The sequence below is a fragment of the Cognatishimia activa genome, assembly GCF_001458335.1.
Taxonomy (GTDB): Bacteria; Pseudomonadota; Alphaproteobacteria; order Rhodobacterales; family Rhodobacteraceae; genus Cognatishimia; species Cognatishimia activa.
In genome coordinates this window covers 693,919-707,131 of the sequence record NZ_CYTO01000024.1, presented here as the reverse complement: position 1 = coordinate 707,131, position 13,213 = coordinate 693,919, and the positions used below count along the sequence as shown (strand labels likewise).

General features: G+C 53.7%; 12 protein-coding genes. 9 read left to right on the top strand and 3 right to left on the bottom strand.

Annotated features, from left to right (window positions below):
• Nucleotides 1-906, bottom strand: a complete 906-nt coding sequence (locus TA5113_RS14525) for a metal ABC transporter substrate-binding protein (protein WP_058316114.1) — start codon at nt 904-906, stop codon at nt 1-3.
• 300 nt (nt 907-1,206) lie between these two features.
• Between TA5113_RS14525 and TA5113_RS14520 the strand changes: the two genes are divergently transcribed.
• The 4 genes from TA5113_RS14520 (at nt 1,207) to TA5113_RS14505 (ending at nt 5,329) form a co-directional block, all read left to right on the top strand.
• Nucleotides 1,207-2,115, top strand: coding sequence for a DMT family transporter (locus tag TA5113_RS14520; RefSeq protein WP_058316115.1), 909 nt, complete (start codon nt 1,207-1,209; stop codon nt 2,113-2,115).
• A 137-nt stretch (nt 2,116-2,252) separates the two neighbouring features.
• The gene (locus tag TA5113_RS14515; protein WP_181949474.1) at nt 2,253-3,206 is read left to right on the top strand and encodes a helix-turn-helix domain-containing protein; all 954 of its coding nucleotides are present in this window, start codon (nt 2,253-2,255) and stop codon (nt 3,204-3,206) included.
• A gap of 115 nt (nt 3,207-3,321) precedes the next feature.
• On the top strand, nt 3,322-4,842 hold the full coding sequence (gene adh / locus TA5113_RS14510; protein WP_058316116.1) for an aldehyde dehydrogenase: 1,521 nt from the start codon (nt 3,322-3,324) through the stop codon (nt 4,840-4,842).
• A 118-nt stretch (nt 4,843-4,960) separates the two neighbouring features.
• A complete protein-coding gene (locus TA5113_RS14505; RefSeq protein ID WP_058316173.1) occupies nt 4,961-5,329 on the top strand; it encodes a DUF779 domain-containing protein in 369 nt (122 codons plus the stop codon).
• Between the two features lie 48 nt (nt 5,330-5,377).
• Here the strand turns inward: TA5113_RS14505 and mepK are convergent, their stop codons facing one another.
• Nucleotides 5,378-5,947, bottom strand: a complete 570-nt coding sequence (gene mepK / locus TA5113_RS14500; protein WP_058316117.1) for a peptidoglycan L,D-endopeptidase MepK — start codon at nt 5,945-5,947, stop codon at nt 5,378-5,380.
• A 322-nt stretch (nt 5,948-6,269) separates the two neighbouring features.
• On the opposite strand from mepK, the gene TA5113_RS14495 reads away from it, so the two are divergent.
• The 4 genes from TA5113_RS14495 to TA5113_RS14480 are packed head-to-tail and all read left to right on the top strand — an operon-like array spanning nt 6,270 to nt 10,533.
• The gene (locus tag TA5113_RS14495) at nt 6,270-7,880 is read left to right on the top strand and encodes a L,D-transpeptidase family protein (protein ID WP_058316118.1); all 1,611 of its coding nucleotides are present in this window, start codon (nt 6,270-6,272) and stop codon (nt 7,878-7,880) included.
• 26 nt (nt 7,881-7,906) lie between these two features.
• A complete protein-coding gene (locus tag TA5113_RS14490) occupies nt 7,907-8,998 on the top strand; it encodes a UDP-3-O-(3-hydroxymyristoyl)glucosamine N-acyltransferase (RefSeq protein ID WP_058316119.1) in 1,092 nt (363 codons plus the stop codon).
• Between the two features lie 33 nt (nt 8,999-9,031).
• Nucleotides 9,032-9,289 carry an acyl carrier protein gene (locus tag TA5113_RS14485; protein WP_058316120.1) on the top strand — a complete coding sequence of 86 codons (258 nt, stop codon included), beginning with the start codon at nt 9,032-9,034 and terminating at the stop codon, nt 9,287-9,289.
• Nucleotides 9,290-9,324: 35 nt separating this feature from the next.
• On the top strand, nt 9,325-10,533 hold the full coding sequence (locus TA5113_RS14480) for a beta-ketoacyl-[acyl-carrier-protein] synthase family protein (protein ID WP_058316121.1): 1,209 nt from the start codon (nt 9,325-9,327) through the stop codon (nt 10,531-10,533).
• A gap of 71 nt (nt 10,534-10,604) precedes the next feature.
• Here TA5113_RS14480 and TA5113_RS14475 read toward each other — a convergent pair whose 3' ends face one another.
• Nucleotides 10,605-11,204: an invasion associated locus B family protein gene (locus TA5113_RS14475; protein ID WP_058316122.1), complete on the bottom strand. Its 600-nt coding sequence runs from the start codon at nt 11,202-11,204 to the stop codon at nt 10,605-10,607.
• A gap of 420 nt (nt 11,205-11,624) precedes the next feature.
• Here TA5113_RS14475 and TA5113_RS14470 point away from each other — a divergent pair, with 420 nt between their 5' ends.
• Nucleotides 11,625-13,172: a helicase HerA-like domain-containing protein gene (locus TA5113_RS14470; protein ID WP_058316123.1), complete on the top strand. Its 1,548-nt coding sequence runs from the start codon at nt 11,625-11,627 to the stop codon at nt 13,170-13,172.
• Nucleotides 13,173-13,213: the final 41 nt, after the last annotated feature.

Sequence of the window (13,213 nt, the reverse complement as noted above, 5' to 3'; positions counted from 1 at the left end):
TTAGTTTCCTTGTGACTGACCCAAAGCGGCCGCGACTGCGGTGACATTGTGGGTGAACGCTTCTAGATATTCATCAACGTCTGCTTCTGCGCCAAGAGAGTCTGCAAACAGCTCGTCGCCGGAGATTTCTACTTTCCAACCAAGGGCTTGAACCGCTTCTTGCAAGCTGACAATGGCCTGCGGGTTGGCTTGGTTATCCTGAAAAATAGTCGGGATTTTATTGTCGGCAATGTATTTTGCCAAATCAGCCAACTGCGCAGGGCTCATCTCTGCCTCGGTTGAAACAAAGTCAGTCGCCAGCACTTCAAACCCGTAGGTGTCCCCAAAGTACTCAAACGCATCGTGACCGGTGATCAGGATACGGTTTTCAGCAGGAACGGACGCAAGCATTTCAGTGGCATCCGCATCAGCTTTGCGGATTTCCTTGATATACGCCTTAGCGTTCGCGACATATGCGTCGGCGTTTTTTGGATCAATTTCGCTCAGATGGTCGGCCACATGTCCGACGATTGAAGCCCATGCGGTGGGGCTGTTCCACACATGGGGGTCGCTCAAATCATCGTCCCATGGCAGCAACATCGCCGCGGGCAGAAGCTCGCCAGTCGCAAGCGCTTTGTCGCCAAGACCTTTCAATAGGGATTCCATACGCGCTTCGAGGTAAAGGCCATTCCAAACAACGGCATCTGCACGCTGAATCGTCTGAATGTCTTTCGTGGAAGGTTGGTAGGTATGCGGGTCGCCGCCGGGGCCAACCATCGTGATGACATCCGCATTTGGCGCGATTTTTGCGACTGCGTCGCCCAGATATCCCGTCGTCGCGTAAACAGTAATGTCTGCCAGCGCTGACGTCGCAGACAAAGCCGCCACAAGCGCCGTTGCAGATAAGAGGTTCGGTTTGACCGGCATCGTTTCTGGATCCTTTGCAGATATGCATTTTGCGACTCAATCGCATTTCGGGCCTATTTGAGACTTTGATATTGAGAACCATTCTCAAAGTCAACAAACTTGAGAATGATTCTCAACAAACTGTGAGACATGTTGAATAATTGCCCAAAAAGCGCGTTTCTGCATTTTGACCCGACATGTGCAGACACGCATTAAGTCTTTTCTCAATGGTAGTATGATGGCATAGCTAAAGGGGAGTGAGGCGGCGGCGTATGAAAGACTTACTTTCAACCATCGCGCTCAGACATTGAAAGTCCGTTTATGAAGATTGCACCGCAACACCAAACCCGCGCTGCGGCAACTGCCCTTGTTCTGGCAGCGCTGTTTTGGTCAGGCAACTTCATTGCTGGACGCGCCATCCGCGATGATATTGCGCCTTTGGAATTAAACACCATTCGTTGGATCATAAGTCTTGGGGTTTTGCTTCCATTCACGTTTCGCGGGCTCATTACGCATCGAAAGGCTTTGCTTCAGTCTTGGCTCAAAATTACGTTGTTGGGCTTCACAGGCATCGCCGCCTTTCACACCATGGCTTATGAGGCCCTGTCACTGACCGCCGCGGTAAACTGCCTTCTCATCACCGCGCTCGCGCCAGTCGCAACGGTTGCGGGCGGTATGGTTTGGAATGGGTTCAGGCCCACAGTGGCTCAAATTACAGGTTTGCTTGTTTCACTTGTGGGCGCGATTGTTCTGATCCTGTCGGGTGGCGGGGCGGGCGCGTCGCTCTTTGCAATTGATGCCGGCAAAGTGTGGATGCTGGGCGCTGTCCTCATCTGGGCATGGTACACGCTGATACTGCGATCAAACCCCGTCAACGTGCCTCAAACCGTCAGTTTGGTTGCAAGCATCATCGTAGCGCTTGTTATGATGCTGGCGCTTCTGTTGGTGCGCGGCATCGAGCCACCGCAAATGAACCGCGATATGGTGCTGGCGATCCTATACATCGCGATCCTGCCTTCCGCCCTTGGCTTTTTGCTTTGGTCCTATGGGATCAGCGTCATTGGACCCGAGCAGGGCGGTCAGTTCATTCACCTCATGCCGATTTTCGGGAGCATCTTGGCAGTTCTGTTTTTGGGTGAGAGCATCACGCTGTCTTTGGTTGCAGGCGCGGTCTGCGTGATTGCCGGGATCGTTTTGGTCAATCGCCGGGACAAAACCCTAAGTTCATAATCCGTTAATGATTGTCTCACAAACTGTCTCACTTCTGAGACAAATGCCTGCCGATGCAGCGCATGATGACACGACCCGCTGCATTCCTATGCGAATATCTCAGGACTTTCGGGAGGAACTGAGGTAGAACCAACGCCATGCGACACAGCGATAAAGTTCTAGCAACGATGGAATCTTCGCAATCCGCGGCGCGCAGCCGGATTGCAGCGTCTTGGCGTCGGTCCATGGAACGCCATGGGCTAGACCCAGCAACGCAAGACATTCCAGTCTTAGAGACGGCGTCTGAACTAAGCGAACGCCAAGAGCGGGCAGGGCTCTTGCGCAGCGCTGCGACCTCTCAGTTGGACCATCTTTTCAGTCTGGTGGGCAGCTCCGGGTGCACCGTGGTTCTGACCGACACCGATGGTGTGATCCTTGATCAGCGTTGCAGCGATGCGGATGCGCCGTATTTCGCAAGCTGGGGCCTGCAGGCTGGCGCGAACTGGAGCGAGCACCGTGAAGGGACCAATGGCATTGGCACCTGCTTGGTGGAAGAACGCCACCTGATTGTGCACCGCGATCAGCATTTCATGGCAAAGAACACGGCTATGAGCTGTATCGACAGCCCAATCTATGGCGCGAATGGCGAACTTGTTGGCGCGCTGGATGTATCCTCTGCCCGTGCAGATCAGACGGAAGGGTTCAACAAGCTCATCTCAGCGACCGTTGCACAAACCGCGCGTCAGATCGAAGCAGAAACCTTCCGCAGCACATTTTCCAAGGACCGCATTGTGATTGCTGGTGAAAGCAAAAACGAACAGAACGCTCTGGTGGCGGTGAATGGCGACGATGTCATTGTCGGTGCAACCCGCGCGGCACGTAAATTGTTTGGCTGGAAACTCTCGGGAACTGTGACCCCTGTGGCGGCGACGGACCTTTTTGTGGGTGAAGGCACGCACCAGGGATTTGAGCGAGGTGAAAAGGCAGCCCTTGTCAAAGCAATCACGCGCGCTGGCGGCAATATGTCTGAAGCAGCAAAAGCATTGGGCATTGGCCGTGCAACGCTATATCGCCGTATGAAACGCCTGGGATTGGCGCGCGACGGGCACTAAATCAACGCGGCTTGTCTCGGGACTGAGACAGGTTGCAGATCGGGCCGCTTGCACCCACTAGAGCCCAGTCCTCCATCATCGCTAACTCTTCCTCACGTTATAGGAGGAGAAAACCATGAACGAAATGACAGACCTGCAATCTGCATTCACATCCCCATTTAAATCAAAATACGACAACTTCATTGGTGGCCAATTTGTGCCGCCTAACAACGGTCAGTATTTTGACAACACCACGCCGGTCACCGGGGCAGTGATCAACCAGATCGCCCGTTCTGATGCGTCTGACATCGAAAAGGCGTTGGATGCGGCCCATGCGGCAAAAGACGGCTGGGCGCGCACGTCAGTGACAGACCGCGCCAATGCGCTGCTCAAAATCGCAGACATTATGGAAGACAACCTAGAGCTTCTGGCGACCTGTGAGACTTGGGACAACGGTAAAGCCATCCGTGAAACAATGGCAGCGGATTTGCCGCTTGCCATAGACCACTTCCGCTATTTCGCATCTTGTGTGCGGGCGCAAGAAGGCACCATGGGTGAGTTGGACGATGACACGGTCGCCTATCACTTCCACGAACCACTGGGCGTTGTCGGGCAAATCATCCCGTGGAACTTCCCGCTTTTGATGGCCGCTTGGAAACTTGCGCCGGCACTTGCGGCGGGCAACGCTGTGGTGATCAAGCCTGCAGAGCAAACGCCAGCCACCATCATGGTCTGGGCGGAACTGATCGCGGATGCGCTGCCAGCAGGCGTGCTGAATATTGTGAACGGTTTTGGTCTTGAAGCAGGTAAACCACTGGCACAATCCAACCGTATAGCCAAGATCGCGTTCACCGGTGAAACCACCACCGGTCGTCTGATCATGCAATATGCCACCGAGAACCTTATTCCGGTGACACTAGAGCTTGGCGGCAAATCCCCGAACGTCTTCCACAAAGACGTCATGCGGGAAGACGATGCGTTCTTGGACAAGGCCATCGAAGGCTTTGTGATGTTCGCGCTGAACCAAGGCGAAGTCTGTACTTGCCCATCTCGCGCGCTGATCCATGAAGATATCTATGACGAGTTCATCGCTCGCTGTATCGAACGCACCCAAGCCATTGTCACCGGTGACCCGCGTGCCGACGGTGTGATGATGGGCGCGCAGGCGTCCTCTGAACAACAAGAGAAGATCCTGTCTTACTTCGACATCGGTCGCCAGGAAGGCGCGGAAGTGTTGACCGGTGGCGGCGCTGCTGATTTCGGCGGCGAACTTTCTGGCGGCAATTACATCCAGCCAACCATCCTGAAGGGCCACAACAAGATGCGGGTCTTTCAGGAAGAGATCTTTGGCCCGGTCGTTTCTGTGACCACGTTTAAGGATGAAGATGAGGCGCTAGAGATCGCAAATGACACGCTTTATGGCCTTGGGGCAGGGGTGTGGAGCCGGGATGCAAACACCTGCTACCGCTTTGGACGCAACATCAAAGCGGGCCGGGTTTGGACGAACTGCTACCACCTCTACCCAGCCCACGCCGCATTTGGTGGCTATAAGCAATCAGGTATTGGTCGCGAGACCCATAAGATGATGCTTGATCACTACCAGCAGACCAAAAACATGCTGGTGAGCTACAATCCAAACAAACTGGGCTTCTTCTAAAGCCCGCTCTGGTCTCGGCGGCACGGGTCGCCGGGACATCTTATCAAAGATGAGAGGAGCATCTTGGATGAATACCAAAATTGTTTGCGCAACGGATGACGCGCTTCCTGATGGCGCAATGGCTGGCGTGCGTGTCAGCGCGACCGATGCCGCGCGCGCTCTGTTAAATGAGATCCGCGCCGATCACGGTGATGTCTTGTTTCATCAATCCGGTGGCTGCTGCGATGGGTCTTCGCCCATGTGCTACCAGGTAGGGGATTTCTACATTGGAAGCAGCGATGTGAAATTGGGAGAGATCGACGGCGCGGAGGTCTATATCTCCGGCCCTCAATTTGAAGCGTGGAAGCACACGCAGTTGATATTGGACGCGGTGGATGGGCGCGGTGGCATGTTCAGCTTGGACAATGGGCGTGAGAAACGGTTCCTGACCCGCTCACGATTGTTCAGCGAGGATGAGTTGGAGGCTTTGCCCGCGGTGGAAACTTAAGAAACAAAAAAGGCGCCCGTAGGCGCCTGATTTACAGATTGGGTGACCTTAACGTCCCCAAGTCCGAACCGGACCGCAATCCATATGCACGAAATTAGAACCGGAATAGCGACCAACACCACCAGCGCGGCACGCTGCTGCTGCTTTGGCAATTTGACCGACAGAGCGATCACCCAAACGCAGATCCACCGCTTGGCCCTTCATATGCAAAGAGTTCTTCGCCACACCGCGAGAGCGGGAGCGTAGCATATTGTTGGTCTGCGGGCTGCGATAGCCAGACAACATCATATAAGGCTTATTGGCATCCAACAGATTGTGGGACGCGGCCATGATGTCGATCGTGCGGGTGTCGATGGATTTCACACCATTGGTGCGCCAATCCCGCATGAAGTAATTAATTTCTTTAACGGCTTCTTTAATGTAATCGCCTTCAATCCAGTAAATGGTATCGATGCTTTCACCGGTTCGACCGGAATACATGCGAAGACGGCGAATATCGCCACCACCGCGCAAGAAGCCTGCTGCATTGGAGAATGTGGGTGCGGCTGTGATGGCCGTAGCTGCAAATGCACCTAGTATGCCACGCCGCGAAATGCTCAAAGAGCCCTCGGTCGTCATAGTTTCTGCGCCTGTCCCGTCGCCTACCTGCCTCATGACTTTGCATGAGTATGTTATCCCCAGATGTGCGCTTCTTATGTCACAGGTTGATTCGTCGACCAAGCAAAAGATTTCCCGAAGGTGCTAAGGTGAAGAATTTGCGCGGAATTTTGCGCATATTTGTGAAAGCAGCTTAAATTGTTAATCACAAGTTAATGCGGTGCAGGGATGCACCAGACACAAAATGATCTGTTTTTTCAGGAAAATGTGAATGGACTTTTCCCCTTAAGCCTTGAATAAAAATAAAGCAAAAAATTGCAGGTGCGAGTTAAGGACTTTGAAAATGCGTGGTTACCGAGGACTACCTAAGGCGCTGGCTGTTCTTTCTATTGTTGTATTTACCGGGTTTGCAGGGACGCCAAGCGTCGCACAGGTCACGGCTTTTAAACAATCTGTCGCCGAATCTGCGGCCAAGGATTCGGATGTAGCGGCTTTCTATAGAGAGGCTGGTTATGAGCCAATCTGGACTGGGAAGGGCAATAAGCCAAGAGAACGTCGTAAAGCTCTGTTCGCCGCGCTTGAGAATGCCAGCTATCACGGACTAAGCGCGAAGCGCTATGATGTGGATGGTCTTAAGGCGCAGCTAAAGGCTGCAAAAACCAATCGCGATTTGGGTCGTGTCGAAGTCGCCCTCTCTAAAACTTTTGTGCGTTATGCCCGAGACATCCAGACAGGGATGCTGACACCCAAGCGTGTGGATCAGAATATTGTGCGCCAGGTGCCTTATCGGGACCGAAAAGCATATCTGGCGAACTTCGCCAAAAGCTCTCCGCGCAACTACATCAAATCTCTGACCCCAAAGACGCCAGAATATACGCGTCTCATGAAAGAGAAGCTGCAGCTGGAGAAATTGCTCGGCAAGGGCGGCTATGGCGAGACGGTAAAAGCAAGCAAGCTTGAGCCTGGTGCGTCCGGCCCAGCGGTGGTGCAGCTTCGCAATCGCCTGATCAAGATGGGCTTTATGAAGCGCAGTTCTTCCCAAAGCTTTGACAGCAATCTGCAAAAAGCCGTTCAGCAATTCCAACTGGCGCATGGTTTGAACGCAGATGGCGTCGCCGGCAAGACCACGTTGAAAGAGGTGAACAAATCTGCGGAATCCCGTCTGCAATCTGTTCTTGTCGCACTGGAGCGTGAACGCTGGAACAACCGTCCTGAGGGGCGCGGGAAACGTCACGTGTTGGTCAACCTGACGGATTACTCTGCGGTCATTATGGACAATGGCAAAGAGACGTTCCGTACGCGTACCGTCATTGGCGCAACCAAGAGTGATCGGGTAAGCCCTGAATTCTCTGACACCATGGAGCACATGGTGATCAACCCGACATGGAACGTACCGCGCTCGATTGCCACCAAAGAATACCTGCCGATGCTGCAGAAAAACCCGAACGCTGTTTCGCATTTGAAACTGGTGGATTCACGGGGTCGCACTGTAAGCCGGGATAGTGTGGATTTCACACAATTCACCAAGTCTAGCTTCCCGTTCAATATCAAGCAGGCGCCAAGCCGTTCCAATGCTTTGGGTTTGGTAAAGTTCATGTTCCCGAACAGGTACAACATCTATCTACATGACACGCCAGCGAAAAACTTATTCTCTCGTGAGACCCGCGCATATAGCCATGGCTGTATCCGCCTGCACAAACCGTTCGAGTTTGCCTACACGTTGCTGGCCAAGCAAAGCAGCAATCCGAAAGGCGAGTTCCATCGCCATCTAGATACTGGCCGCGAAACGACTGTGCCGCTGGAGAAACAAGTTCCAGTCCACATCATTTACCGCACCGCTTTCACAAAAGCGAAAGGCCCAATGCAATACCGCCGTGACATCTATGGCCGTGATGCAAAGATCTGGAAAGCGCTCGCGAACGAAGGGGTGGTCTTGCGCGCGGTTCGCGGGTAAACAGTCCCCCAAGTTCTGGGGGTGAAATGGCACATTCCATTCAAGTGATTGCAGAAGCTCTAGGGGCGCAAGCCTTTGGGGCTTCTGATATTTTGGTGAAGCGTCTGGCGGAACCAGCGGATGCTGGCGTTCATGACCTAGCTTTGGCGCTCAACCCGAAATTTGCCGAGGGCATCACTCAAGGAAAAGCGCGTGCAGCGGTACTTTGGGACGGTGCGGATTGGCAAGCAATGGGGCTTGAGGCAGCCATCACCGTTCCGCGTGCGCGGTTTGCGATGACGACCCTGACCAAGACCTTTGATTTAGGGCACGGGCTGCAACCGGGCATTCATCCAAGTGCCGTTGTCGATCCTGCAGCAGAACTGGGTAAAGGCGTCAGCATCGGCCCAATGACCGTGATCGAAGCAGGTGCAAAGATCGGCGACAATGCCCAGATCGGAGCGCAATGCTTTGTCGGAATCGACGTAACACTGGGTGCAGGCGCGGTCCTGCGCGACAATGTCAGCCTTCTTGCACGGGTTCAGATCGGCGAGAACTTCTGGTGCCAATCAGGCGCACGCATTGGTGGCGATGGCTTTTCCTTTGTGACGCCCGAAAAGAGCCACGTCGAAACTGCGCGTGAAACCCTGGGCCAAGAAGTGACGGCCGACAGCCAGAGCTGGGTGCGCATTCACAGCGTGGGTTCCGTTCACATTGGCGATAATGTTGAGGTCGGCGCAAACACAACCATCGACCGTGGCACGATCCGGGATACTCGGATTGGCGACGGCACCAAGATCGACAATCTTGTTCAAATTGGACATAACGTGGTGATTGGCACGAATTCTTTGCTCTGTGGTCAAGTCGGTGTCGCAGGATCTACACAAATTGGTAATAATACCGTGCTCGGCGGGCAGACCGGCGTGGGTGACAACCTAAAGGTTGGTGACAATGTCATCACCGGGGCGGGCACCATGGTGCTCTCAAACGTGCCTTCAGGTCGCGCGATGTTGGGCTATCCAGCCATGAAAATGGAAACACATATTGAGGCCTATAAAGGCTTGCGCAGGCTTTCGCGTCTTGCCAAAGACGTCAGTGACTTAAAGAAAGCTATTTTAAATCGTTCGTCGAAAGACTAAATCAAAGCGCAAGTCTGGCGAAAGGAATGACTGATGAGCGTCAAAGACAAGATCATTGAGATCATTGCAGAACAGGCTGTGCTAGAGCCGTCTGACGTGACAATGGAAAGCACGCTAGAAGATCTGGGCATTGATAGCCTCGGTCTGGTTGAGAGCATTTTTGCCATTGAAGAAGCGTTTGATATTTCCGTGCCCTTTAACGCCAATGAACCCACAGAGAGCGATTTTGACATCTCTTCTGTGGCGACGATCATTGCAGGCATCGAAAAACTTGTGGCCGAGCAGGCCTAACGCGCCAGCGCTGTGGATCTAAGAGAAGTAATCCGATGAAGCGAGTTGTCATTACCGGGGCAGGGACGATCAACGCCCTTGGCCATAATGTCGCCGACACATGGACGGCGATGAAAGAGGGCAAATGCGGCATCGGCCCCATGGACGTGCGCGATGTGGATCGTTTGGCGATCAAGATCGGCGGTCAGGTGCATGGGTTTGAGACCGAAGGTCTGTTCAATCGCCAGCAAATGGCTCTGTATGACCGTTTTACCCAATTCGCCCTAGTGGCCGCGCGGGAAGCGATTGCGCAATCAGGCTTGTCCTTCAGCGGTGAACTCGCCGCCAAAGCGGGCGTTGTTATGGGCACTTCCGGCGGAGGCATGCAGACACTCGATGAAAATTATCGAACTGTCTATGAAGATGGCAAAAACCGCGTGCATCCTTTTGTGGTGCCAAAGCTGATGAACAACGCTGCGGCGAGCCATATTTCGATGGAGTTCAATCTCAAAGGCCCGTCCTTCACCGTAGCAACCGCCTGCGCGAGCTCGAACCACGCGATGGCCCAAGCATTCCAACTGGTGCGTTGTGGAATGGCACCTGCAATGGTCACGGGCGGCGCTGAAAGCATGCTTTGCTTTGGTGGTGTCAAAGCCTGGGAAGGTCTGCGCGTGATGTCCAAAGACGGATGCCGCCCGTTCTCGGCCAACCGCAACGGAATGGTGCAGGGCGAAGGCGCTGGTGTCTTTGTGTTTGAAGAATATGAGCATGCCAAAGCCCGTGGTGCTGAGATCTTGGCAGAAGTTGCGGGTTTCGCCATGAGCTCTGACGCCGCAGATATTGTGATGCCTTCTAAACAGGGTGCAGCGCGGGCGATTTCCGGTGCGTTGGCGGACGCGAAACTAAACGCGTCTGATGTTGGCTATATCAACGCACATGGAACTGGCACTGCCGCCAATGACAAAACCGAATGTGCAGCGGTGGCTGATGTCTTTGGGCCGCATGCGGACAACCTGATGATCAGCTCTACCAAGTCTATGCACGGGCATTTGATCGGCGGCACCGGTGCTGTCGAGCTGCTGGCCTGCATTATGGCGCTCAAAGAGGGCGTTATCGCACCCACCGTAGGTTATGAGGAACCGGATCCAGAATGTGCGCTGGACGTTGTGCCCAATGAAGCACGCGAGGCGAAGGTGGACGCAGTATTGTCTAATGCCTTTGCCTTTGGCGGATTAAACGCTGTTCTCGCGCTTCGCGCGGTTTAAGCAAAATCATATATCGAAACGAAAAGGGCTCCCAATTGGAAGCCCTTTTTGGATTCTGCCATCAGCGTAGCTTACGGAAGGCGATCAAATGCCTTCGTGAAGCCAGTCAGCGACATGTTGACCGACACCGTCTGATCTGGTGCTTGCACTGGAACGATTGTCACAGACGCAGAATTGCCACGCTTGTAACCGTTCACGTCGTCCTCAGTCAGTCCGATACGGGACACACACCCGTTCGGCATGCAGAATGCGAATGGATAGCGCTTACCCGGTGCTTGATCGATGGAAATGGTAAGCTGCGGCGTTAGCAACGTCTCAAGAGGCGCGACGATTGTGCCGCCAGCAAATACCTGTGGTTGTCCAGCCACCCGAAACAGGTTTACCTCAACCACTGGATTGTTCTGAGAGTCGCGCAGAAGCTGGTACATCTGGCAACGCTCTTGCTCACCCAATTGCTGACAATTCACTGTCCAATCGCCAAATGTCTCGCTTGTGACTTCAGGTTCCACCGGCTGGCCCGTCGCCAGATCGCTGGGTGCCTCTGAAGTCGGCTGTTCTTCGGTTGTCGTAGGTGCCTGCTCTTCAGTGGCTGGTGCCTGATCCTGTGCCAAAACGAATGTCGGAGCGGCGAACGCTGCTGCAATGGCAATTGTCTGGATAGTTTTGAGCATAACGCCCCCAAATGATTAAAGTCTCAAGGCGCAATTACCACGTTGGGGCGGGAGTGTCATTTTTGAATTTATGAGCAATGGCCAATTCTTGCGAGAATTTGCTCATCCAATCCGTGGACAATTACGCCGACTTAAAAGCCGACATAGAAAAAGGAGCCCGAAGGCCCCTTAATCCGTTTTCTCCCCGTCGGACTGGCCGACTTATTTTATGCCCCGGACGCTAGGACGAATCTTTGCACCGGTCAACGGTAAACGGTCGTTTTTTCTTCACAATTTGTCTTTCCTAGGAAAAAAGCCCCCGACTCTTGGTGCCTCTACTATCAGATTGATAAAAAACGCCGCGCGCATTGGCACTTAGACAATAAATCCGTAACCTTTCCCAAACGGCAAAAACCGAATGAATCACAAAAGGGACGGATCGTGGACAATTCAATTTTCCTTGGCGGCGGCGGCGAAGACTACGCCACGAAACAATTCCTGAATTTGAAATACGCCAACCGGCACGGCTTGATTGCGGGGGCGACCGGGACCGGCAAAACCGTCACCCTTCAGATCCTTGCGGAAGGGTTTTCAAATGCCGGTGTCCCGGTTTTTATGGCCGATGTGAAAGGGGACCTTTCGGGTCTCGCCGCAGCAGGAAGCGCGGATTTCAAACTGCATGAGGCTTTCACAAGCCGCGCCGAAAAGATTGGCTTTGCCGACTACATCTACGAAGACTTCCCGGTCACATTCTGGGATCTATTCGGCGAAAAGGGCCACCCGATCCGCACCACAGTCTCTGAAATGGGACCCTTACTGATTTCACGTTTGTTAGAGCTGTCTGAAGCTCAAGAAGGTATCCTGAACATCGCGTTCCGGGTCGCGGATGAAGAGGGGCTCCCGCTCCTTGATCTCAAAGATCTGCAATCCTTACTCGTTTGGTTGGGCGAAAATCGCCAAGACCTGTCGCTGCGCTATGGCAATATTTCTGTGCAATCCATCGGCGCGATCCAACGTCGGTTGATGGTGCTCGAAAACCAAGGAGCCACCGGGTTCTTTGGTGAACCTGCGCTAGAGTTGAGCGATCTTATTCGCACGGACGGCAATGGGCGCGGGCAAGTGAACATTCTGGCGGCAGACAAGCTGATGTCATCCCCGCGCTTATATGCGACTTTCCTTCTGTGGCTGCTGAGCGAGTTGTTTGAAGACCTGCCCGAAGTGGGGGATCCCGACAAACCAAAACTCGTCTTTTTCTTTGATGAGGCCCATCTGCTGTTTGAGGATGCCCCAAAGGCATTGGTCGACAAGGTCGAGCAGGTGGCGCGTCTGATCCGCTCTAAAGGTGTCGGTGTCTATTTCATCACCCAAAGCCCTGCGGATGTGCCCGAAGATATTCTTGGCCAGTTGGGTAACCGCGTGCAGCACGCATTGCGCGCGTTCACTGCAAGGGATCGTAAAAACCTGCGTATGGCAGCAGAGACGTATCGCGACAATCCGCGGTTCTCGACCGAGGAAGCCATTCGCGAAGTCGGCGTTGGTGAGGCGGTGACATCAACCTTGCTGAAGAAAGGTATCCCAAGTGTGGTCGAGCGGACCTTGATCCGGCCACCATCCTCTAAGCTGGGACCAATCTCTGACGCCAAACGCAAAGAAGTGATCAATACCAGCGACTTGGATGCCAAATATGCAGTAAAGGTTGATCGTAAATCCGCCTTTGAAATCCTGAAATCCCGCGCTGAAAAAGCAGCCGCAGAAGCGGAACGCCTTGAGGCGGAGGAAGAAGAAATGACCGTCGCGGCGCGGGAATATTCATCGGCACGTCGCTACAGCGGATCTCGTGTGGGGCGTTCTTCAAGCCGGTCAACGTCGCGCCGCACGCAAAAGAGCTTTGGCGAGCAAATGACGAAAATGGTGGTCAAAGAACTGACAGGCACCACCGGTCGCAAGATCGTACGCGGCATTCTGGGCGGCCTGTTTAAGGGTCGCTAATGACAACGAACGGTGCTGAATGTGGGGGTAAAAACCTGCAT

Bases quoted from the DNA above. Each gene is read 5' to 3' on its own strand.
- TA5113_RS14525 (WP_058316114.1), bottom strand. From the start codon at position 906: ATGCCGGTCAAACCGAACCTCTTATCTGCAACGGCGCTTGTGGCGGCT.
- TA5113_RS14520 (WP_058316115.1), top strand. From the start codon at position 1,207: ATGAAGATTGCACCGCAACACCAAACCCGCGCTGCGGCAACTGCCCTT.
- TA5113_RS14515 (WP_181949474.1), top strand. From the start codon at position 2,253: ATGCGACACAGCGATAAAGTTCTAGCAACGATGGAATCTTCGCAATCC.
- adh (WP_058316116.1), top strand. From the start codon at position 3,322: ATGAACGAAATGACAGACCTGCAATCTGCATTCACATCCCCATTTAAA.
- TA5113_RS14505 (WP_058316173.1), top strand. From the start codon at position 4,961: ATGGCTGGCGTGCGTGTCAGCGCGACCGATGCCGCGCGCGCTCTGTTA.
- mepK (WP_058316117.1), bottom strand. From the start codon at position 5,947: ATGACGACCGAGGGCTCTTTGAGCATTTCGCGGCGTGGCATACTAGGT.
- TA5113_RS14495 (WP_058316118.1), top strand. From the start codon at position 6,270: ATGCGTGGTTACCGAGGACTACCTAAGGCGCTGGCTGTTCTTTCTATT.
- TA5113_RS14490 (WP_058316119.1), top strand. From the start codon at position 7,907: ATGGCACATTCCATTCAAGTGATTGCAGAAGCTCTAGGGGCGCAAGCC.
- TA5113_RS14485 (WP_058316120.1), top strand. From the start codon at position 9,032: ATGAGCGTCAAAGACAAGATCATTGAGATCATTGCAGAACAGGCTGTG.
- TA5113_RS14480 (WP_058316121.1), top strand. From the start codon at position 9,325: ATGAAGCGAGTTGTCATTACCGGGGCAGGGACGATCAACGCCCTTGGC.
- TA5113_RS14475 (WP_058316122.1), bottom strand. From the start codon at position 11,204: ATGCTCAAAACTATCCAGACAATTGCCATTGCAGCAGCGTTCGCCGCT.